Raw genomic sequence first — 21,437 nt, forward strand, 5'->3', positions numbered from 1 at the left:
AATTATCATGGCCCAAACACAACCTAAAATTTACGTTTTACATGAAAATATTGAATGGACACAACATTTAGTCACCTGGCTCGAACAAAAAAGTATTCCGTACGAGTTGTGGGATTTATCTAAAGGTATTTTAGACTTAACCAGTACGCCGCCAGAGGGTATTTTTTATAATCGGATCTCGGCGTCGGCACACACGCGGCACCACCGCTTTGCACCAGAATTTGCCCAGCAAGTGATCAAATGGTTGGAGGCTAATCACCGTATTATTCTAAATGGATCCAACGCCATTGACCTTGAGATCAGTAAAGTGAAACAGTATCTGGCGTTGCAGCAAAGTGGCATTCAAACGCCGAAAACGATCGCTGTTCTAGGCAAAGAAAAACTTGTTGCTGCCGCCCAGCAATTGGCTATTTTTCCTTTGATCACCAAGCATAATCGTGCGGGTAAAGGTGCCGGTGTGCATCGTTTTGACAGTTTACCTGAATTGGAACGGTACGTTAATAGTGCTGATTTTGAAGAGCCGGTGGATGGAATAACCTTGTTGCAACAATATATTAAGCCGATTGATGGTCGGATCCGCCGTTCTGAGTTTATTGGGCGTAAGTTTCTCTATACGGTTTCCATTGATTCAAGCCAAGGTTTCGAGTTGTGTCCAGCCGATGAATGCCAGCTTCCTAATGTGAGCAAGTCAAAATTTGAGATCATTGCGCCCTTAGCGACAGAACAACGTCAGGCGTACGAGGCCTTTCTGGAGCGGAATCAGTTAGACGTTGCGGCCGTTGAGTGGGTGGAAGATGCCCAGCATCGTAAGTACGTTTATGATATTAATACCAACACCAACTACAATGAACAAGCGGAAGATAAGGCTCAAGTTTTTGCGCATGAACACTTGGCACTTTATTTAAAGCACTTGTTGGAAGGCCAGTATGCGGCAACTGTGAAATAAATCGTTGGGAAGACACTTGTGCCTTTTAAAAAAAGGGCAGGTGTCTTTATTTTTGAAAAAATAACTTTACGGAAGTGAATTTTATGAAGAAAAAGCAATTATTTTGGTATAATATCGCCTTTATCGCCTTTGCCTCAGTTTGGGGCCTCGGTAATGTGGTCAATAATTTCACCTTAGAAGGGATGTCGGTCGTGACCTCATGGCTTCTGATCGCTATTTTATATTTTATTCCTTATACCTTGATCGTGGGTCAGTTAGGCGCAACCTTTAAAAATGATGAAAGTGGGGTTGCAGCTTGGATCCGTGAGTTAACCACTCCGAAAATTGCGTATTTAGCGGCTTGGACTTTTTGGGTGGTCAACATCACGTATTTGGCCCAGAAACCACAAACTATTTTAATTGCCTTCAGCTGGTTATTACGTGGTAACGGTGATTTTGTTAATCAGGTGGCTTCGATCTGGGTCCAGTTGATTTGCTTAGGCATTTTTTTGTTCTTTTTATGGTTGGCCAGCCGGGGGATCGTGACGTTGAAACGAATTGGCAGTATTGCAGGCATCGGCCTGATCATTATGTCCTTATTATTTATTATTTTAGCCTTTGCAGCATTTAAATTTAGTCACGTAACCGTAGCTACACAACACATGGCTGCCATTAAAACGTATCTGCCTAAATGGGACCTAAACTATTTGACAACAATTTCTATGCTGGTTTTTGCTGTTGGTGGCGCCGAAAAAATTGCACCTTACGTCAATAAAACGCAAAATGCCGGCCGTGAATTTCCATTAGGAATGATTGCTTTAGCCGTTTTAGTGATTTTCAGCGCCTTATCCGGCTCGATCGCAATGGGCCTACTTTTTAACGCAAAGCATATTCCTAAGGATCTGTTGGCCAATGGTGCTTATTATGCCTTTGCTAAACTAGATAATTATTACCACGTCGGTCATTTATTTCAAATTTTATATGCGATTGCTAACGCCTTGGAACAAATTGCGGCGTTATTATTTTCAATTGACGCACCGCTAAAAATGTTGCTCGGCGATCACGCTGATTTTCACTATATTCCGCGGAAATTAGTGAAACGAAATAAGCATGATGCGTTGATCAACGGCTATCTTTTAACTGGCGTTTTAGTCAGTATTTTGATTATTTTACCGGCACTTTATATTGGTAACATGAATGAGCTATTTGATTGGTTATTAAATTTGAATTCCGTGGTATTGCCAATGCGCTTCTTGTGGGTATTTGCGGCCTTTATTTTGTTGAACCGGCAGTTTAAGCACTATCAAAGCGACTTTTACTTTATTAAGCGGCCGTTGCTCGGTAAATTGATCGGTGGTTGGTGTTTCTTGTTTACGGCCTTTGCTTGCTTGCTGGGAATGATTCCTAAGACTAGTGGGGCAACTTGGTGGACGCAATTGGAATTAAATATTGCGACGCCGATTATTTTTGTCCTTTTAGGCGTGATCTTACCGGTGATTGCCCGCTGGCAAAATCGGCAGAGAGTCATGACTAAGTAGCAGGAAAATGCCGCCCGCTAGCTTTAATTTTTCGCACTGCCGCTCACAGGTCTTTTATTGTATTTATTTAATTGCGCCAACTTAAAGCTTGCTTTAAGTTAAGCCAGTTATACTGGTAGCAGCATTAAAAATAGGTATCCAAACTGCCTAAACCGTGATTAATATGTCGTGTTGTGACCTGTTATTATACATTGGCAAATTAACACTAGTAGCGGTCAAATTGGTTTTTGGCAGTTGCTTTAGTCGCGGTGTCTTTGAAGCGGCAATTTAGTCAGGAGATGAGCAGATGACGCTTTTAAAAGCTAGTGTTGTCTTGGCTGCTGCACTCAGTTTAACGCTGTGGACGGCCAACACAGTTCATAAACAACGCAGTAGATTTATTTTAATGCCTGGTAAACACTAATTTTTTGTAAGCAAATAAGTTGTGCAAAATTTGAATTGCGCGTAAACTAAATTTTGTTAGCAGCGGTAAGCCACACCACTGATCACCATTAAATTTTGATAAAGGATGGGATACGCTCATGAATATTAACATTAAACCAGCAGCTGCAGCTTATTTGGCCACAAAGATTCCGGCTGGCAAGCACGTTTTCTTGGCTTTAGACGATGGTTCTAGTAAGTTTTCTAAGTTAGGTGGTTCTTGCACCATCGGTAATAAATTTCAATTGGTCGTTGCGGCGGCTGCCGATGCGGAATATAATGTCGCTATCGCTAACAATGCTAACTTGACACTGACTACTGCTACACCAGAAACAACGTTTTTAGGCAGCGGCTTAGCGTTGGACTATCATAATGCGATGTTGAAATTAACCGATGATTCCGGTATTTTAGACGGTGCCGTTACTGTCGATGATTATGTAATGCCCACCCAAGATCAGCAGGCTTTAAAAGCTGAAATGACTGCCTTAGGTGGCAAAATTTGCTAAAATAAATTTAAGTTAGCTCTGGTCAACTTTTGACTAGAGCTTTTTTTAGTGGCTGAGTTGTGTTAAATAGGTTTGGCGTTGGGCCTGCCAATACGCTTCGTCAGCGGCGGTGATCGGCCGCAGGACTTGTGCAGGATTACCAACCACAACTACCGCTGGTGGAACGTCTTTAGTAACCACGGCTCCGGCGCCGATCACTGCATTGGCACCGATCGTCACGCCAGGGCAGACAACAACATTGCCGCCGATCCAAACGTTATCGCCAATGGTGATCGGCTGGCCAAATTCCAAATTTTCATTGCGCACGCTAGCGACGATGGGGTGACCAGCAGTGTATAGCGCTACATGCGGACCTAGCATCACATTGTTGCCGATAGTGATCGCCGCAACATCTAGGAAAAGACAATCGGCATTGGCGTAAAAATGATGGCCGATGTGCAAGTTTTGTCCGTAATCAACTTGTAACGGCGGCTTGATGTAAGCATCAGCGCTAGGGCAATCCAATAATTGCTTTAATAATTGCGCGCGTAAGGTAGCTTCCGCCGGCGTACTTTGATTGTAACGATAAACTTTTCGTTTAGCACAGGCACGTAGTTGAACTAGTTCGGCGGCTGTAGAATCGTAGAGTTGGTTAGTTAACATTAAATCGTGATCAGTAGCCATAATTAACCTCCTGGAAAATCAGTTTATTCTTTTAGTATACTGGACCCAGTCTGTCTGTGCATTTTTAAACCTTGATTAGGGTTAGGTACTAGACGGTAACTGAATAATAGTAGTAAGCTATAAAGTAATACGATTAATTTAGTAAGGGACTGATCATTTATTGCTGCACAGCTTATTTCACTGGCTGATCATGCGGACGGAAAACCCCTTTGCGCCTGAAACCGTCATTAAGATTAATTTGTAATGAAAAGGGGAATAAATTTATGTCGGCAACACCAGCTGAATTATCTAAAAAAACTGTACTTTTATTAGCCATTGCCACTGGGGTGATCGTCGCCAATTTGAACTATATTCAGCCAATTGAGGGGCTGATCGCCACCAGTTTTGCTATTTCTAAGGCCACGGTTGGGTTGATCGCCACTTTAACACAATTAGGCTATGCGCTAGGGCTACTGTTGATCGTACCATTAGGCGATATTTTTGATCGGTACCATTTGATTCAATTGATGATGGTTCTGTCAATCGGCGCACTGTTAGTTGCGTTTTGGTCGCCGACCGTGGTGATCTTTGGTATTGCTTCAACGTTGATCGGGGTTACTTCGGTAGCGGCACAAGTGATCGTACCCTACGCAGCCTATCTGGCACCTGGCGTTCATCAAGGGCGAATTTTAGGCAACGTACTTAGCGGCTTGCTGACCGGGATCTTATTATCACGTTCTTTTAGCGGTTTACTAGGCAGCATTTTAGCTTGGCAGGATGTTTACGTGATCGCTGCCGGTCTCAACTTGATTTTATTGGTGATTTTGCACCGTTATCTGCCGCGTGATCCGCGGGGCTACCAACGGCGTAATTATCTAAAAGTGCTTGCGTCATTACCGCATTTATTACGAAGTCAACGTCATCTTCAAGGCTCAGCGCTTAACGGCTTTTGTCTGTTTGGTGTGTCCAATATTTTGTGGTCAACGTTGGCCTTTTATTTGGCCAGTCAGTATCATTGGGGCAGTAGTATCGCCGGATTACTTGGTCTACTCGGTATTACCGGGGTTTTGTTTGCGCCGATCATTGGTCAATTAGTGGATAAATACTCGCCCCGTTTGACCATCGGGTTGTCCTGGTTATTTTCTGCGTTGGCCTTTGGTATCTTCTGGTTGACAGGTCATCTTTTTAGCGGGTTGATCGTTGGGATTGTTTTACTGGACCTTGGGACCCAATTTAGTCAGGTTTCTAACCAAGCGATTGTTCAATCGCTGAATCGTGAAGCAAGTAGCCGCAACAATTCCGTTTTCATGTTTAGCTACTTTTTAGGAGGTTCGTTAGGTACCTTCTTTAGTACTTGGGCCTGGAGCCATTACGGGTGGAATGGTGTCTGCAGTGTCGCCGTTGTCTTTTTGGCTATCGCCTTGATCGGCCAACTGGCATTACGGGCACCACAAAAATTGCACCGCTTAAATTAAAAGTAAAGCCGTTAACCTAGGTAAAGTTAGCGGCTTTTTGCTTGCCTTGATCAGCATGGTCCAGTAAGCTAAAAGAAAACTGCAAGGAGTTTCGCCATGAAAATAGCTTTGATTGCCCATGACAAAGAAAAGCCGCAGATGGCCCGTTTTGCCGCGGCCTATCGCGAAGTTTTACGGGGGCACGAATTATTTGCCACTGGCCACACAGGTCAAGTGGTTGCTACAGCAACGCAGTTACCTGTAACATGCTTCAACTCAGGTCCGCTTGGCGGCGACCAAGAAATTGGGGCCTTGATCGCGCAAAATCAAATGGATCTGGTGCTTTTTTTCCGCGATCCATTGACCGCTCAACCCCATGAACCCGACGTTAATGCCTTGATTCGTTTGGCTGACGTGTATAAAGTTCCGTTGGCCACTAATCTTGGGACTGCCGAAGTGCTGCTACGTGGATTAGCCACCGGCTTGCTTGCTTTTCGCGAATTAGTTACTGGCGATGAAAAGCGTCACGAACAATATGAATAAGTAGATCTTTCGTTGCAATTGTTTGCGGTGATCATTAAAATAAAGAGGACAACTGCTTTTGTGTTGCAATGAAATTTAGGTTAGATAATACAAAGGAAGACTGAAACTTTGGGAGGTGATCACATGCAAGCTTTTATCGTGATGCAGGGGCGAACTTATCAACAGGAAAAAACGGCTGGTTTGATCTGGACACAACAACGTGCCAGCGGACAGCCGGTGCCACCAACTTGGGCGCGGATCAATGAAATTCAGCCGCAAGACATCTTATTTCATTATGTGGCTGGTCAGATTGTTGCCGTCAGTCAAGCGCAAACCGCAGTCCAAAATATGCCGCGGCCGGCATCGTTAGCTGATGTGGCTACACCGCAGATCAATGTTGTTCATTTGCAGTACTACACGTTGCCAAGGCCATTGATGATCAGTGCTTATTTACCACAATTAGGACCATTGTTGCCACACGTTCACGCTGCTTTTCAAGCTGATGGCAGTGGTAACCAAGGTTATATCTATCCTTGCTATTCTTTATTATTGGCACAATTGATCGATTTGTTGGCGGCACAGTATTTTGTGGCCAAGCAAATGGAACAATTGACGTTGGCCATGTCTGCGGTCACTGCTAATGATGCGGACCCTTTATTGCGTTTATTAGTTAATGCTGATTTGATCAACCGCCGGCAAATGAATCAAGCTGATGCAATATTTACGCAGCATCTGTTGCACCAGGTTCCGCAATGTGCAGTATGTGGCTTGGAAAATACTAATTTGTTGCAGGCTACCCGGTTGAAGCCACTGGTAGATAGTGCGCCGTCTGAGCGTGTGGCTGCGGCCAACGGTATCTTGTTGTGTTCTAACCATGCTGAACTGGTTGCCCAAGGCCTGCTTAGCTTCAGTCGCGGGGGTCACTTACTGATCAGTCCGCGCTTAGGCTTACTGGATCGCCAGCGCCTCGCGTTACACCATCAGCAAAAAATTTCTTTCACCACAGCTGCGGCGCCGTATCTTAATTGGCACCGGCGCTACATTTTTCAAGCGCAATAAAAGGGAAACCCAGCACTGATGGCTATTTTAGTCGCCATGGTGCTGGGTTTCTGTGATTTCACTGAATAATAACTGTGACCTGACTGGCAATGTGGTAAAACTTGATGAGAGTTTTCTTTGGTGTCGGTATACATCACGATTTCTTGCTATGATGGAAACTGGACTTATTTCATCGAAAGGGGCACATCATGGCAGAAAATAAAAAAACAAAACTTTCTTTGGCTGCGTTGATTCTGATGATCTTCACCTCAGTTTTTGGTTTTACCAATATTCCGCGGGCCTTTTATTTAATGGGTTACGCGTCCATTTTTTGGTACATTATTGCGGCACTACTATTTTTCATTCCGTTTGCCTTCATGCTGGCAGAATACGGTGCTGCATTTAAAGACTACAAAGGCGGAATTTATTCGTGGATGGCCAACTCGCTGAACCCAAAGTTTGCCTTCATTGGAACCTTCATGTGGTACGCTTCTTATATTGTTTGGATGGTTAATGTAGGTTCTGGGATCTGGATCCCGTTATCTAACGCTATTTTTGGTGTGGATAAAACGCAGCAGTGGTCATTGTTTGGTCTCACCGGAGTTCAAACCCTAGGTGTTTTGGCCATTTTATGGATCATTTTGATCACTTTTGTTTCTACAAAGGGCTTAGATTCGATCAAACGGATCACTTCTATTGGTGGAACGGCAGTCGCATTGATCAATATTATTTTGTTGCTCGGCGGTTTATTTATTTTATTTCTCAATGGCCATATGGCGGAACCGTTATCCGTCAAAGCGTTGTTTGTATCGCCTAATCAGGATTTCGCCACAATGATCGCGGTATTCAGTTTTTTAGTCTACGCGATCTTCGCCTATGGTGGTTTAGAAGTAGTCGGTGGTTTAGTCGATGAAACGGAAAATGCGGCGGTGACCTTTCCGCGTGGGATTACGATTTCGGCAGTGATTATTGCGTTAGGTTACGCACTGGGCATCTTTGTTATGGGTGCCTTCACTAATTGGCACTTTGCGTTTACTCAATTTGGTACGGCACAGGTTACACTGGGTAATGTGGCTTATATTGCCATGAATAATATGGGTTATCAGCTGGGCCATGCGTTGTATTTATCGGAGGCGGCTTCGATCCAGGTTGGTCAGTGGATCAGTCGGTATATGGGGCTATCCATGTTTTTAGCACTGACCGGGGCCTTTTTCACCTTGATTTTTTCACCATTAAAACAATTGATTGAAGGAACCCCTAAAGCCATTTGGCCAAAAAAATTAACGGTGGTCGAAAATGGTGTGCCGATCAATGCGATGCGCATACAGGCCGCCATTGTGATCGTGATCATTTTTGCAGTTTCTTTTGGGGGTAGTGGTGCGAAGGCTTTCTTTGATATTCTAGTTTCAATGACCAATGTGTCCATGACGTTACCTTATATGTTTATTGCGTTTGCCTTTTTAGGCTTCAAGCGACAAACTGCGATCAAAAAACCGTTTACCATGTATAAAAGTAAGTTGGCCACGTATTTCGGTGTTGGCGCGGTTCTGCTTTCGGTGGGTTTTGCTAACGTGTTTACAATCATTGAACCTGCGTTCAACGGTGATTGGGCTAAAACGATTTATTCGATTGCTGGGCCTACACTTTTTGGCTTAGTGGCGTGGTGGCTATTTCGCCGTTATCAGCGCCAGACAGGAATTAAATGAAGTTGTGGGGGCGACGCCATAAAAGTGATTTTGCTTTTATGGCGTCGCTGTTTTATTTCTGCAAGTGTACTGCCTGGTAGGCTAACTTTATCAAAATGGTGAGTTCATTTTTAGTTTTTTCTGAAATTTGCTTGAAATAAAAAGACGGCTAACAAGCTTTTTCAACTCAGCTTAACTTGCAAACGGTTTAGCTGCGGTTTAAAATTGAACAATCAATAGAGATGGGGTTAAAATTATGCGCAAAAAATATTGGCTACTTAGCCTGTTGGCAGTATTCTTAATAACTGGCGGCGGGTTTTATTATTATCAGTGGCATCAGCGTCAAGTGACTACTACAGCAGTTTATCGGGTGGCCAGAACTTATACGCAGGCCTTTAGCCAACAGGATTTCACTAAAATGTTGACCCAGGTGGACACTGAGCAGTTATCTGGTGGTGATTATCAATATACGGCTAAACAAGTAGTGGCCCGCAATGTGGCAGTGTTTGGCCAGATCGGTGCCAGCAAGTTGCAAGTTAAGCAACTTAAAGTCACCCGTAAAAGTGCTAAACAATACCAAATGACTTTTAACTTACATATGCAGACGATGATCGGGGCATTATCGGTTCAGCATTACCAAGCGACCGTTCAATTAGTCAAAGGGCACTGGCGCGTGTTGTGGACGCCGGCCATGTTGTTTCCGCACATGAATGGGACTGATACGGTGCAATTACAGTGGCAACAAGGCAAGCGTGGCGCAATTGTTGATCGGCATGGTCAGGCATTAGCGGAAGATGGCCAAGCGACGCAAGCGGGCATGGTGCCTAGCCGGCTTGGTAGCGGCAGTACACGCAGTAATAATTTGACGAAGATCAGTCAACAATTCAGTGTCAGTGTGGCTAGCTTAAAGCAATCTTTGCAGCAGCAGTGGGTAACCAAGGATAGTTTTGTGCCGATCAAAACGGTGACCACTAAGCCAACCTTAACCGGCGTTACCTATCGTTCAGTTTCTGCTCGCACTTATCCTAGTGGGGCCGCCAGTGCTCAGCTGATCGGCTACGTAGGAGAAGTTACCGCTGCGGATCTCAAAAAACACTCCGAACTTCAAACCGGCGACAATATCGGTAAAACCGGCTTGGAGCGTTATTATGATAAGCAACTTCAAGGGCGCGACGGTGGTGCGATCACCATCAACAATGGCGATACAGTTAGCCGTACCTTGTTAAAAACCAAAAAACGTGATGGTCAAACAATTAAATTGACCATTGACCGTACCAAACAAGAAAAGGCTTATCAACAATTAGGCAATAAAAAAGGGGCTGTGGTGACCATGGATCCGCGCAACGGGCAATTATTAACGTTGGTCAGCTCACCTAGTTATGATCCTAATAAATTTGCTACCGGTATTAGCCCAGCTGATTATCAAAAATATGCTAAAGATGCCGCCCAGCCGTTTCTCAGCCGCTTCACGCAACGCTATGCTCCTGGGTCCACCTTTAAAATGTTGACTGCTGGGATCGCACTGGATAATGGGACGATCACAACTAAGACCACCAAGCAGATCAGCGGGTTAAAGTGGCAAAAAAACAGTAGTTGGGGGAGTTATAAGGTTACGCGGGTAACGGATGCTGCCAGTGAGAATATGACGCAGGCACTGGTCAATTCCGATAATATTTGGTTTGCCCAAGCCGGCTTACAAATGGGCAGTAGCGCGTATCTAAAAGGTCTACAACCCTTTTTCAAAACTAAAGAAAAGCTACCGCTAGCGATGAATTACGCCCAGCTTTCCAACAGTGGCAAGCTAAGTAGTCAGATCCTGTTGGCCGACACGGCGTATGGTCAAGGGCAACTATTACTATCACCGATTCAACAAGCGATGATGTACAGCGCCATTGGTAATGGTGGTAAAATGCAGTTACCGACCTTAATTCTGAATAAAACGGCCAAGCAAACGACCGTGTTAAAAGCGACTAGTGCTAACGCGGTCAAACAGGCATTGATTCAAGTAGTCGCTGATACTCAAGGTACGGCGCACAGTCTGCAGATCAGTGGACACAACATTGCGGCTAAAACTGGAACTGCTGAATTGAAGCAACAACAAGATACCACCGGCAAACAAAACGGCTTTTTAATGGCCAACGATGCGGATAATAATTCGTATTTAATGGTGGCGTTGTTAGAGGATAGCGGTAGTGAAGACGTGGTCACCGCAATGAAGCCATACATTGAATCATTGTATTAGAAAGGAAATAGGTTCATGAAAACTGAAAAGGAAAAATTCTTAGCAGGCGAACCGTATTATATTTTTGACGCCGAATTGGCTACTGATGAAGCGCATGCGCGGCATTTGTGTAAATTGCTTAATCAATTAGAAGATGATGCTATGCCCCAAAAGCAAGCACTGGTGCGGCAGTTATTTGGGAGCGTTGGTGCGAATCCCTACATCCAACCTAATTTTCGTTGTGATTTTGGCTATAATATTCATGTCGGTGCTAATTTCATTTGCAATTATGATAGCGTAATTTTAGATATTGCGCCGGTGCACATTGGCGATAATTGTTTATTTGGCCCCCACGTACAACTGTACTCAGCCAGTCATCCCCTTGATCCGCGAAAACGCCGTGGTGGAATTGGTGAAGGTGCGCCGATCACGATTGGTGATGACGTTTGGCTTGGTGGTGGTGCTACAATTTTACCTGGAGTTGTGCTAGGTGATAACGTGGTTGTTGGCGCCAATGCCACTGTGACCAAAAGCTTTGGCGCTAACTTAGTTATTGCCGGAAATCCAGCACACGTGATCAAAACGAATGTGCCGGCATAGCCAGGTTAATGGCAGCAAAAAAACAGAGTAGCGACATAAATCATTTATGTCGCTACTCCGTTTTTTTACTGCCGATATAGTCAAAAGCTGTCTTTTGGCATATGCGCGCCTTTGCATTGATCTAACCTACTTTACGCTTAGTCTGGCTTGACCATGGGCGTAATGGCTGTACATCAGCCAAGCAATTAAGCCGAAAACGATCGGTCCGATCACCATTTCAAAGGCGTCTAGGTAGGCGCCTTCCAAAATTGGTTCAACGATGGTGAAAATAATGCCGAAAACCAGTACCAAATCAACTAAAATCGTGATGATCCAAGTCCAAGTTTGGTTGGTGTAAATTTCAAACGGTCGTTGCAGATCTTGCCGGCGTTTGAAAAAGGGGAAGGCAGTGACTAAAAATAAATAAGGTAATGTGGTGGAAACGTTGGCCATTTGGGTCAACACGTTGTAGAAAACCTGTGCGTCTTGGCCACCAAAAGCAACGATGAAGATCAACAGCGAAACAAAAATAGCCTGCGCCCACATTGCTTTGACCGGCATGCCCGCGTCGTTAGTATCAGCGAAGCCTTTAGGCCATAGTGCCTTAGGTGTACCAAGGACAAAAGACTTCAATGGTGAATAAATCAAGACGAAAAAGGCCCCGAGATAACTGAAAAACATGGCGAAACCGGTGACCCGAGCAAACCATAAACCGATCAAATGTGCTGTAGCTGTGCTGAAGCCAAAGCTTTGGCCAAAATAATAACCTAAATTATCCATTAGCACATACGTGATATTACCTAAGTTGGTGGTTTTATTGTTAAGCACCTGCTGCCAGTTAGTTGAGATTCCCCAGATAAAAATCGACAGCGCATAGCTGATGGCAATGACGATAGTGGCAATGATCATGCCTTTAGGAAAGGTTTTTTCTGGTTTTTCCATACTGTCGGTAACACCGCCCATAGTCTCCATACCGCCATAAGCGAATACTGCGAAAACCACAAACGAAAGCATGCCAATTAGACTATGATAGTCCGCATTCGGTGAAGAAATAAAACTATGCAAACCATGTACGGGTTGGGCCAAATGCAGGCCGTTTTTAAACAAGATCAATAAGCTGACTAAAATAAAAGCAACGTTTAAAGCAGCAATCAAGAAACCGCCAAAAGATGCAAAGCGTGAGATCCGCTGTACGCCGTGACTAGCCAAAAATGTGATCAATAAGAAAAATAAAATACCTAACAGGCCAACTGTGGCAGTAGGCGTTAGGCCCAAAAAGTGCCAAGTCTGCGTCTGGTCATGGCCGAAAACAAAGGTGGAGAAAGGAATCCATACTTTAGAAGCAGTGGAGACCATCCAGACGATCCATGATGCCAACCAAATGAAAGTGCCAATAAAAGCGGGTTGCTCGCCAATTGATTCAGCCAGCCAAGAATAAATACCACCATGTACGGCCTTAAAGGTCGAACCATATTCGGCGAACATTAACGATGATGGTAAAAAGAATAAAATTGCGGCAAATAAATACCAAATAATGCCACCGTAGCCCATTAAATAGTAGGCTACCGTGGTGTTTGCAAAGCCGAAGATCGAGCCAAAAATCATTAGGATCAAGCCGATAACGGTAATTTTTTTTTGTTTTTCCATTTATATTTCCTCTACTCCACAATTAAGGTTAATTTTGGTTTTCCAAGTTTTTAATGTTCTAGATAGCGATCAAGCGGCAACGAACACCACCGCTTTAAAATCGCGTTAACTTTTTAAAATCAATCCGTTACACCCTAACGGATCGATTAACATTATAGATTTTCATCCGTCTTAAAATTCAGCGGTGATAGATCGGTTGCCTGTGTGATCATATCGGCGATCAAAGCGCTGAAGTTTTTCCGGGCCAAGGCCGCCTGTTTTTGGTTAGCCTGATTTAAGTAAGTCGTTAAAGCGGCCTCAGTTTGTTTTTGAGCACCGGTATCATGTTCCAATAGTAGTTGTAACAGTTGGGTATGCGTAGCCACTTGCACGCCGTTGAGTAACTGATTGAATTCATGATAATGACTGTCGACGAGCACTCCTGCAAGTTTATACAACCAATAACTGGATTTAGAGTCGTAAGTTTTAGCACCAATTTGATAATTGGCTGGGGTCTGATCCGCGCCGGCATAAAAGGGTACATAGATACTTTCGGCAGTGACGCCCATAGCCAGCCAATGAATATCTGCTAAAGCCGCCGGTAAGTTAGGCCGAATTTGCAGAATATGTGATTCCTGGGTTTTAGCCAGACTGATCGGCCGGAATTTGTGTTTAAATTTGGCCTTGCCACTGCCTACTGGATCGTACTTAGTGCCTTGATAATGGGAACCTAAAATTTGGGCCACTTGTTCGAAGGTGATCGGTTTGTCCGCATGTTGAATAAAAGGTAGCTCGTCACTTTGCGGTTTTTGCTTACAACTAGGGGTCAGCTGCTTTTGTCCGTACCAAACACGCGGGGTGTTATAAACAAAATCGCTGGCTGTGTGGGTTCCAAAAATTTCACGGAAATTAAAATCAGTCGCTGGCTGCCACAGATGGTGCGTAACCGTAAAATCGCGAATACCAGTAGAACTTAAAAAGTTGTGGGGATCTGTAAAGTCAATAACTTGGATCGAAAGTTGGTTAGCAACTACGGCATAAGCATCGGCAGGAATACGCTGGGCCACCCAATGATGACCAGTGGCCGTTTCCATGTACCAAGCTTCCGTGGCATCAGCAAATAAAATACCGTTGCTTTCAGCAGTACCATATTGCTCAACTAGCGTGCCTAAGCGTAATACGCCAGCGCGTGCAGTTTTTACATAAGGTAGCACTACAGTGACCATGGCCTCTTCAGCAATGCCGGTTGGTACCAACGGGTCATACGCCAGGACCCGCTCATTAGCATAAGCACTTTCGGTGGCACTCATTGCGACACCATATTCGTTGAAACCATCTTCTTCGAACACACCGAATTCATCAGTCCACTCTGGCGTTGCGTTGTATTTAGCTTGTTCCAAAGGTAGTTTCAGGGTGAAGCCAGTGTCTTTAGAAGTGAACACAGGAGCAGCAGTATGTGTCTGCCGGGGATGGCTAACAAAATGCTTCGGCCAGGCGGCTTTACTATCTTCGTTACGACCAATGAAGAGGGAACCATCAGCACTGGCCTTGGGTCCGACTAAAATACTGGTGCAGGCTGATAAATTGGTCAACAGTTGTTTCTGCATATTAATCTCCTTTTATACAAAATTTTGTAAATATCAGCATAATTATACCATTGTTAACGCATAAGTCTTGTTTTCTAAGGAATACATGAGTAAATAGTTGGTAACCTTTAAGGCGAATGAGAATTTACAAAGAAAATCATCATAAAAACGGCATTGCTGGCCGCGATTAAGTACAATTAAGGCTAAGTTCGTTTTGAAAGGAAGGCGTACATGACGAAAAAAGAATTAGGCCAGAAAATCGGCTTTACAGTGATCGCAAGTATTTTAGTGGCGGTGGCCTTAAACAATTTTTTGATTCCAGCGGCGGTATTTAGCTCCGGGGTCAATGGTCTGGCCCAGTTGGTCTCCTCACTGTTGGCACGTTTCACCCAGTTACATATTCAAACGGGGTGGTGGATCTTACTATTTAATTTACCGATCGGCTTATTAGGTTGGTTTAAAATTGGGCGGGGTTTTACCTTATTCAGTATTTTGACTGCAGCCTTGACCTCATTGTTATCGGTGGCGTTACCGATTCAAGCGTTGGCCGCCAATCCGTTGATGAATGCCATTATCGGGGGCGTATTGACCGGTATTGGTGTTGGGTACGCGCTAAAATATGGTTTTTCTACGGGAGGAATGGATATTGTTGCCTTTGCTTTAGCGAAAACAACAGGCCGCAGTATTGGGACTTTAATGCTGGCCATTAACGGGTTGATCATTGCCATTGCCGGCTTTACGATCAGTTGGTCCAGTGCCTTATATACGATCATCTCAATTTACTGCATGTCACGCGTGATCGACAGCATTAATACTAGCCAACAGAAGGTCACGGTAATGATCGTTACCCAACGTTCTGCTGCCTTGATCAAAGCAATTCATGAACGTCTGATCCGTGGCATCACGATTTTACCTGCGCGCGGGGCCTATAGCCAAAAAGATAGTCATGTATTGATGATCGTGATCACAAGATACGAACTATATGATATTGAACAAGCGGTTAAAAAGGTTGATCCCGCAGCTTTTGTTAATATTATGAGTACAACACAAGTTTTAGGTGAATTTTTAGATGATGAGGGTCAAAGTCAACTTGCAGAAACGACTAAAAGTTCGGTATAATTCAGAGTAGTATTAAGTTAAGCTGAAGGAGGGATTAATTTGCCATTAGTTCACATTGATCTATTAGCTGGCCGGACACCGGAACAGCTTAAACAAATGGCGGCCGACGTTACCGCGGCGATCGCCAAAAACGCCAATGTACCTGCTGACGATATTCATATCGTACTCAACGAGATGCCGCATGATCATTATTTCGTTGCTGGGAAAGAAAAAGGGGCTAAATAACTGGCAGCCAATGACGGTGACACTTACGGGGTCACCGTTTTTAAACGCATAAATTAACAAGACTTGGGCTTTAGCCTAATAACCGCAGCCCTTTTTAGGTTACGGTTAGGCTCAAGGCACAAGTAAAGACGCGCTTGACAAATGAAGGGAGTGGATGTTTTGAGTTACTATCATTATGGTACCCAAACGACGAATCAAGCCGGGCACTTGAGTATCGGCGGAGTGGATACACTAGCATTAGTTCAGAAATATGGTACACCGGTAATGGTTTACGATGTCGCTTTGATCAAACAACGAATCGCTGAATTTAAACAAGTATTTGAACAGGCTGGTGTCGCCTATAAAGTCACTTATGCCAGTAAAGCCTTTGCAGCAATCGCCATGTATCAATTATTGGCCGAACAAGGAGTTGGCTGTGATGTGGTTTCCGGTGGTGAAATCTATACTGCGCAGCAAGCTGGCTTTCCAATGGCAACAGCCTCTTTTCACGGCAATAATAAGTCACGGGCTGAGTTGGAATATGCAGTGACTGCTGGGGTTGGCACGATTGTTTTAGATAATTTTCATGAAATTGACCTACTTAATCAGGTATTGACCGAAAAAGACCAAACCATTGCCGTATTATTACGGATCTCGCCAGGAATTTCGGCCCACACACATGAATATATTATGACGGGGCAAGAAGATTCTAAATTTGGTTTTGACCTTAAAAGTGGTCAGGCAACACAGGCCTTTGAAAAGGTTCAGGCGCTACCACGATTGAATTTATTAGGGGTCCATTGCCATATTGGTTCACAAATCTTTGAAACTAAAGGTTTTGAAATGGCGGCTAAAGCGATGATCGAACTGCTAGCCCAGTGGGCAACTAGTGGCTTTACCGCCCAAGTGCTCAATCTAGGTGGCGGCTTTGGGGTACGTTATACCGAGGAAGATCAACCGCTAGCGCCGCAGGAATATGTTCGTGATATTGTGAAGGTGGTTAAGGCAGCAGCAACGGCGGCGCAGTTACCGTTGCCCGAAATTTGGATCGAGCCAGGTCGTTCAATGGTGGCCGAGGCGGGAACAACTTTATACACCATTGGTTCCCGCAAAGATCTACCTAATATTCGACATTACGTGGCCGTAGACGGTGGAATGGGTGATAATATTCGGCCGGCTTTGTATGAAGCCAAATATAGTGCCGTACTAGCTAATGCACCAGAGGCCGCGCCAGTTGAAACCGTTGCTATTGCTGGTAAATATTGTGAGTCTGGTGATATGTTGCTGTGGGATCTACCGTTGCCACAAACTAAACCGGGTGATGTGCTGGCAATGTTTGTCACTGGGGCTTATGGTTACTCGATGGCCAGCAACTATAATCGTAATCCCCGCCCAGCCGTTGTTTTTGTAGAAAATGGGCGGGCCCGGTTAGTGATCAAGCGGGAAAGTTACGCCGATATGGCCCAACTTGACGTAAATGAAAGCCCTTCTCATTTATGATTGCTCAATTGCCACTTTTTAAGTATAATAGGGACAAGTAAAGAGGTGAGTCCTATGAGTGAAACTGAAAAAGATGTTGCACCAACTGAGGAAACCACGGAAATTGATGCTGTTCGCGACAATATTTTAACAGCATTAGAATCCGTCATTGATCCTGAATTAGGTATTGATATCGTTAACCTTGGTTTGATTTATGGTATTGATTTAAATGATGAAGGCTTATGTCATATTAAGATGACGTTAACGACAATGGGATGCCCATTATCTGATTTATTAAATGAACAAATTAATCAGTCATTGAGCGAAGTTCCTGAAGTTAAGGACGTTGACGTTGAACTTGTGTGGTATCCAGCTTGGTCAGTCGATAAAATGAGTCGTTACGCACGCATCGCGTTGGGGATTCGTTAGGTACGTTCAATAAGAGTGGGACAAGCAATTGTCTGACTCTTTTTTGATGACAAAAGAGGTAAATGATGACAACTGCAGTCCTGACAACAAAATATGTTCAAGAAGTACAGCGCCTACGGCAAAAATATGCGGCCTTACCGGCGGCAACCCAACGCTTAGACGGTATTTTACGTAATATTATGCGCCTGGCCCACGGTAAGTTACCGCAGCAGTTGCCTAACTTGATCTTACCAGAAACAGTATTAGTGGAATGGGCGTTAACACAACCACAAAGTACGTTCACTCAGACCGCAACTGAATTTCAACAACTAGATCGTTGTTTGGAAAATTACCGTGGCTTCTTGCAGGATCAATTTGGGTTTTGGGGTCAGATCACCCAGGCAGCAGCAGCGGCTATTGCACGTTTACCAGGCAAACGTTATTTAGAAGTGATGGCCGGTAATGGCTATTTGAGTGCCGGGTTACGGCAGTTCAATCAGCAAGTTTATGCAACCGACGATTTAGGCTGGGTAGCAGAAAACGAAACTGGTAACCAGCAGTTGACTGCCATTGAGAAGTTAGACGCGTTGGCTGCTTATCGCAAATACCGCCACCAAATTGATTATGTTGTAATGGTGTGGAGCCCTGACGGTGTGCCAGTTGATTGGCAGCTGCTCCAATTGATGCGACAAGATACACCACGGATTCCGTTACTGTGTGTTGGTGAACGTAACGGCTGTACCAATAGCGCGATATTTTGGCAACACGCTCATTTGCAACAAAATCCACAGATAACCAGATTACAGCACTATTTTCCGCCGTTAGATTTAGTCGCCGAGCAAATATTTTGGATCGACTAGACATTTAGGCTTACGCCAGCTATGCTTGTAAGCAAGAATCTATAATGAAATAGGTGAAAATTGGTGTTAAAACGTAAATCGCTTTTAGTGCTTTTACTGGCGTTAATCGCCTTTTTAGGTGTCTTCTTTTTCAGCCAGATGAACCGAGTAGTCTATCAGGATCTATTGGACCATGCCGGGCTTTCTACTAACGCGGAAGTGATCAGTACTAAAAGTCAGGAAAGTATCGTCACCGCTAATCAAAAATTAGCTGCTAAAAAGCAACTCACCGATTATCAGGTACAGTACCATAAGCCACATTCACGAACAATTTTTATCTATGGTGCTGGTAGTTTTAAAACTTTACCATTGATCTCTGGACGTTTTTTCAGTGATAGTGATTTTATTTCGCCAGTACCAATGGTAGTAGTTGGCCGCAATGTGGCCAAAAAATTATATACGCCGACTGACCAAAGTTATCTGAAATATAAAGGACATTATTTGTCAGTGATCGGAGTGGTGGGGACAAAAAAAGAAAGTCGATTGGATAATATGATCTTCATCTCGACTTCAACGCAGCAAAGTCTCTCAAATCAGTCGCTGGCACATTATGATATTCATTTAGATGGTAAACCAAAATTGCAGCATCTGGGGACATTTCAGCGTTTGTTCCAGGCCCAGACAACTAAGAAAATGCGACCCCAAAGTACGCCGTTTGTGGGCTTGGCTTGGTTGAAAGAGTATTGGTGGTTTGGTGCCGCACTTATGTTGATTGGTGGGCTCTTTTTGGCGGTGACTGAAATGTGGTTATTGCTAGCGCGGCGCATGTTAAAGGCAGCCACCTTTTATACTGACGACACCAATGATTTTTATTGGCGGGAATTCCGCCACTTTGCATTGTGGACCTTTTTCGGGATCGCTGTAGGCGGTTTACTCGGTGCTTGGCGGCTTTATGTGCTGCAATATGATGTTTTGACCGCTATTTTGTTAATTATTTACGGGCTCTGCCTGCTTTATTACAGTTTACGCCTGCGTCATACCTTAAGGTTGATGCATTAAGTGATAAGAAATGAGGAAGAATCGTGTTACCAGAAGGATTTGCAGCAAAATATCAGCAGTTACTTGGGGCGGAAGCGGCCCCTTTTTTAGCGAGTTTTCAGAAGGTTGGCTACAAAGGTTTTCGGCTCAATCCGTTGAAGCCGAATTATCAGGCCGTTCATCTGGATCTACACCAGCCGGTACCGCAGACAAAGTGGGGCTACTATGGGGCGGTTAAAGGGCGTCAAGTTGATCATCAGGCTGGCTATGTTTATAGTCAAGAACCTAGTGCGATGTTAGTTGGGGCAGTGGCGGCACCACAACCTGGTGAGCGTGTGCTGGATCTTTGTGCGGCGCCAGGTGGTAAAACAACTCATTTAGCAGGTTTCATGCGGCAGCAAGGTTTATTAGTGGCTAATGAGATCATGCCAAAGCGGGCAAAGATCTTGGCGGAGAATGTGGAACGTTTCGGGATCACTAACGCAGTGATCACTAACGAAACACCGGCGCGCTTAGCCCAGCATTTTCCCAGCTTTTTTGACCGGATATTGGTTGACGCGCCATGTTCTGGTGAAGGGATGTTTCGCAAGGATCCAGGTGCTAAGAAATATTGGACACCGGAATATCCGTTGGACTGTGCTAAACGGCAACGAGAAATCTTAAAGGCAACTATGCAAATGTTGCGGCCAGGTGGCGAACTGATCTATTCGACCTGTACCTTCAGTCCAGAAGAAGATGAACAGATCGTTGCTTGGTTATTACAAAATTATGCTGTGAGTGTGGTGCCGATCAAACGCGGACCAGGAATGAGTGCTGGTCGGCCAGAATGGGCTGATCATAATCCAGCGCTGGCAGGAACTTTACGGCTATTTCCACATTTGTTTGCCGGTGAAGGCCATTTTATGGCTAAGTTGCGTTTAGCTACAAACGACGCAGCACCGGTCACTGTAAAACCAGCTAAAACTAAGCGGCACAGTAAACGCGTATTGCCGGCTTTAACTAAGGAACAACAAGCATTGTGGCAGGACTTTGCCCAGACGACTTTATTGACCACCCAGTACGCGCATTTATTAGTTCATCGGGAGCATTTATTTGCTCAACCAGAAGCGGTGGTGTTGCAGGGGCTAAAAGTTGTACGGCCTGGATTGCCGTTAGGTGAATTTAAACGTAATCGGTTTGAACCAGCGTACGCACTGGCTTTAACCTTAAACACGGCAAAACAAGTGCTGGCTCTGACTGCCGCTGAATACACCAAATACGTGCACGGTGAAACGTTTACTACCACTACACCTGGTAAGGGTTGGTATTTATTGCGGTATCAGGAGAAAACGGTTGGTTTTGGTAAGCTGACGAATGGCACCATGAAAAATTTCTTTCCTAAAGGCTTACGTTTTGTTGCCGATATTGCTGATGACTAGAAAGCGGCCTAAAGTCCACCTTTAATTTATTTACGATAAGCTGTTGTTAAAAATACGGCCTAACAAAAAAGCAGATGAACTGAACCCCATAAATTGGAGTAAATTTTAAGCAACTAACTGGTCGGAAAGATTTCGGTATTGAACCGGAGTTTTTCCGGCCAGTTTTGTTCTAATTCTTTTATTATTATAG

The 21,437-nt window shown here is 44.3% G+C and carries 20 protein-coding genes; 16 read left to right on the forward strand and 4 right to left on the reverse strand.

Going from position 1 to position 21,437, the window contains the following annotated elements; all coding sequences use genetic code 11:
• Window positions 1–7 precede the first annotated feature (7 nt).
• The 3 genes from FFM78_RS09350 to FFM78_RS09360 all read left to right on the forward strand — a co-directional run bounded on the left by FFM78_RS09350 (window position 8) and on the right by FFM78_RS09360 (window position 3,389).
• On the forward strand, window positions 8–946 hold the full coding sequence (locus tag FFM78_RS09350) for an ATP-grasp domain-containing protein (protein ID WP_137638175.1): 939 nt from the start codon (window positions 8–10) through the stop codon (window positions 944–946).
• A gap of 83 nt (window positions 947–1,029) precedes the next feature.
• Complete coding sequence (locus FFM78_RS09355) at window positions 1,030–2,463, forward strand: APC family permease (RefSeq protein ID WP_137638176.1); 1,434 nt, start codon at window positions 1,030–1,032, stop codon at window positions 2,461–2,463.
• Window positions 2,464–2,984: 521 nt separating this feature from the next.
• Window positions 2,985–3,389 (forward strand): iron-sulfur cluster biosynthesis family protein, encoded by a 405-nt coding sequence (locus FFM78_RS09360; RefSeq protein WP_137638177.1) that lies wholly within the window; start codon window positions 2,985–2,987, stop codon window positions 3,387–3,389.
• 45 nt (window positions 3,390–3,434) lie between these two features.
• Here the strand turns inward: FFM78_RS09360 and FFM78_RS09365 are convergent, their stop codons facing one another.
• Complete coding sequence (locus tag FFM78_RS09365; RefSeq protein WP_137638178.1) at window positions 3,435–4,052, reverse strand: sugar O-acetyltransferase; 618 nt, start codon at window positions 4,050–4,052, stop codon at window positions 3,435–3,437.
• A 263-nt stretch (window positions 4,053–4,315) separates the two neighbouring features.
• On the opposite strand from FFM78_RS09365, the gene FFM78_RS09370 reads away from it, so the two are divergent.
• From FFM78_RS09370 to FFM78_RS09395, 6 genes are all read left to right on the forward strand, one after another.
• Window positions 4,316–5,506 carry an MFS transporter gene (locus tag FFM78_RS09370; protein ID WP_137638179.1) on the forward strand — a complete coding sequence of 397 codons (1,191 nt, stop codon included), beginning with the start codon at window positions 4,316–4,318 and terminating at the stop codon, window positions 5,504–5,506.
• 96 nt (window positions 5,507–5,602) lie between these two features.
• Window positions 5,603–6,028 (forward strand): methylglyoxal synthase, encoded by a 426-nt coding sequence (locus tag FFM78_RS09375; protein WP_137638180.1) that lies wholly within the window; start codon window positions 5,603–5,605, stop codon window positions 6,026–6,028.
• A gap of 123 nt (window positions 6,029–6,151) precedes the next feature.
• Window positions 6,152–7,066: an HNH endonuclease gene (locus FFM78_RS09380; protein WP_137638181.1), complete on the forward strand. Its 915-nt coding sequence runs from the start codon at window positions 6,152–6,154 to the stop codon at window positions 7,064–7,066.
• A 188-nt stretch (window positions 7,067–7,254) separates the two neighbouring features.
• The gene (gene yjeM / locus FFM78_RS09385; protein ID WP_137638182.1) at window positions 7,255–8,751 is read left to right on the forward strand and encodes a glutamate/gamma-aminobutyrate family transporter YjeM; all 1,497 of its coding nucleotides are present in this window, start codon (window positions 7,255–7,257) and stop codon (window positions 8,749–8,751) included.
• A gap of 235 nt (window positions 8,752–8,986) precedes the next feature.
• Window positions 8,987–10,972, forward strand: coding sequence for a penicillin-binding protein PBP4(5) (pbp4, locus tag FFM78_RS09390; RefSeq protein ID WP_137638183.1), 1,986 nt, complete (start codon window positions 8,987–8,989; stop codon window positions 10,970–10,972).
• A 15-nt stretch (window positions 10,973–10,987) separates the two neighbouring features.
• Window positions 10,988–11,551, forward strand: a complete 564-nt coding sequence (locus tag FFM78_RS09395; protein ID WP_137638184.1) for a sugar O-acetyltransferase — start codon at window positions 10,988–10,990, stop codon at window positions 11,549–11,551.
• 126 nt (window positions 11,552–11,677) lie between these two features.
• Here FFM78_RS09395 and yjeM (FFM78_RS09400) read toward each other — a convergent pair whose 3' ends face one another.
• Both yjeM (FFM78_RS09400) and FFM78_RS09405 read right to left on the reverse strand, forming a co-directional pair.
• On the reverse strand, window positions 11,678–13,177 hold the full coding sequence (gene yjeM, locus FFM78_RS09400; protein ID WP_137638185.1) for a glutamate/gamma-aminobutyrate family transporter YjeM: 1,500 nt from the start codon (window positions 13,175–13,177) through the stop codon (window positions 11,678–11,680).
• A gap of 152 nt (window positions 13,178–13,329) precedes the next feature.
• Window positions 13,330–14,763 carry a C69 family dipeptidase gene (locus FFM78_RS09405; RefSeq protein WP_137638186.1) on the reverse strand — a complete coding sequence of 478 codons (1,434 nt, stop codon included), beginning with the start codon at window positions 14,761–14,763 and terminating at the stop codon, window positions 13,330–13,332.
• Window positions 14,764–14,973: 210 nt separating this feature from the next.
• Between FFM78_RS09405 and FFM78_RS09410 the strand changes: the two genes are divergently transcribed.
• From FFM78_RS09410 to FFM78_RS09440, 7 genes are all read left to right on the forward strand, one after another.
• A complete protein-coding gene (locus FFM78_RS09410) occupies window positions 14,974–15,861 on the forward strand; it encodes a YitT family protein (RefSeq protein WP_137638187.1) in 888 nt (295 codons plus the stop codon).
• A gap of 39 nt (window positions 15,862–15,900) precedes the next feature.
• Window positions 15,901–16,086 carry a 2-hydroxymuconate tautomerase gene (gene thmT, locus FFM78_RS09415; protein ID WP_137638188.1) on the forward strand — a complete coding sequence of 62 codons (186 nt, stop codon included), beginning with the start codon at window positions 15,901–15,903 and terminating at the stop codon, window positions 16,084–16,086.
• 141 nt (window positions 16,087–16,227) lie between these two features.
• Window positions 16,228–17,565 (forward strand): diaminopimelate decarboxylase, encoded by a 1,338-nt coding sequence (gene lysA, locus FFM78_RS09420; protein ID WP_137638189.1) that lies wholly within the window; start codon window positions 16,228–16,230, stop codon window positions 17,563–17,565.
• A gap of 54 nt (window positions 17,566–17,619) precedes the next feature.
• Window positions 17,620–17,973 carry a metal-sulfur cluster assembly factor gene (locus tag FFM78_RS09425; protein WP_137638190.1) on the forward strand — a complete coding sequence of 118 codons (354 nt, stop codon included), beginning with the start codon at window positions 17,620–17,622 and terminating at the stop codon, window positions 17,971–17,973.
• 65 nt (window positions 17,974–18,038) lie between these two features.
• The gene (locus FFM78_RS09430) at window positions 18,039–18,812 is read left to right on the forward strand and encodes an SAM-dependent methyltransferase (RefSeq protein WP_137638191.1); all 774 of its coding nucleotides are present in this window, start codon (window positions 18,039–18,041) and stop codon (window positions 18,810–18,812) included.
• Between the two features lie 63 nt (window positions 18,813–18,875).
• Window positions 18,876–19,850 carry an ABC transporter permease gene (locus FFM78_RS09435; protein WP_137638192.1) on the forward strand — a complete coding sequence of 325 codons (975 nt, stop codon included), beginning with the start codon at window positions 18,876–18,878 and terminating at the stop codon, window positions 19,848–19,850.
• A gap of 23 nt (window positions 19,851–19,873) precedes the next feature.
• On the forward strand, window positions 19,874–21,247 hold the full coding sequence (locus tag FFM78_RS09440; protein ID WP_137638193.1) for an RsmF rRNA methyltransferase first C-terminal domain-containing protein: 1,374 nt from the start codon (window positions 19,874–19,876) through the stop codon (window positions 21,245–21,247).
• A gap of 105 nt (window positions 21,248–21,352) precedes the next feature.
• Here the strand turns inward: FFM78_RS09440 and FFM78_RS14185 are convergent.
• Window positions 21,353–21,437: IS3 family transposase (locus tag FFM78_RS14185; protein WP_137637389.1), on the reverse strand; the 85-nt coding region annotated here is incomplete at its 5' end.

Origin of the sequence: Loigolactobacillus binensis (genome assembly GCF_005405165.1) — a bacterium.
GTDB classification, from domain to species: domain Bacteria; phylum Bacillota; class Bacilli; order Lactobacillales; family Lactobacillaceae; genus Loigolactobacillus; species Loigolactobacillus binensis.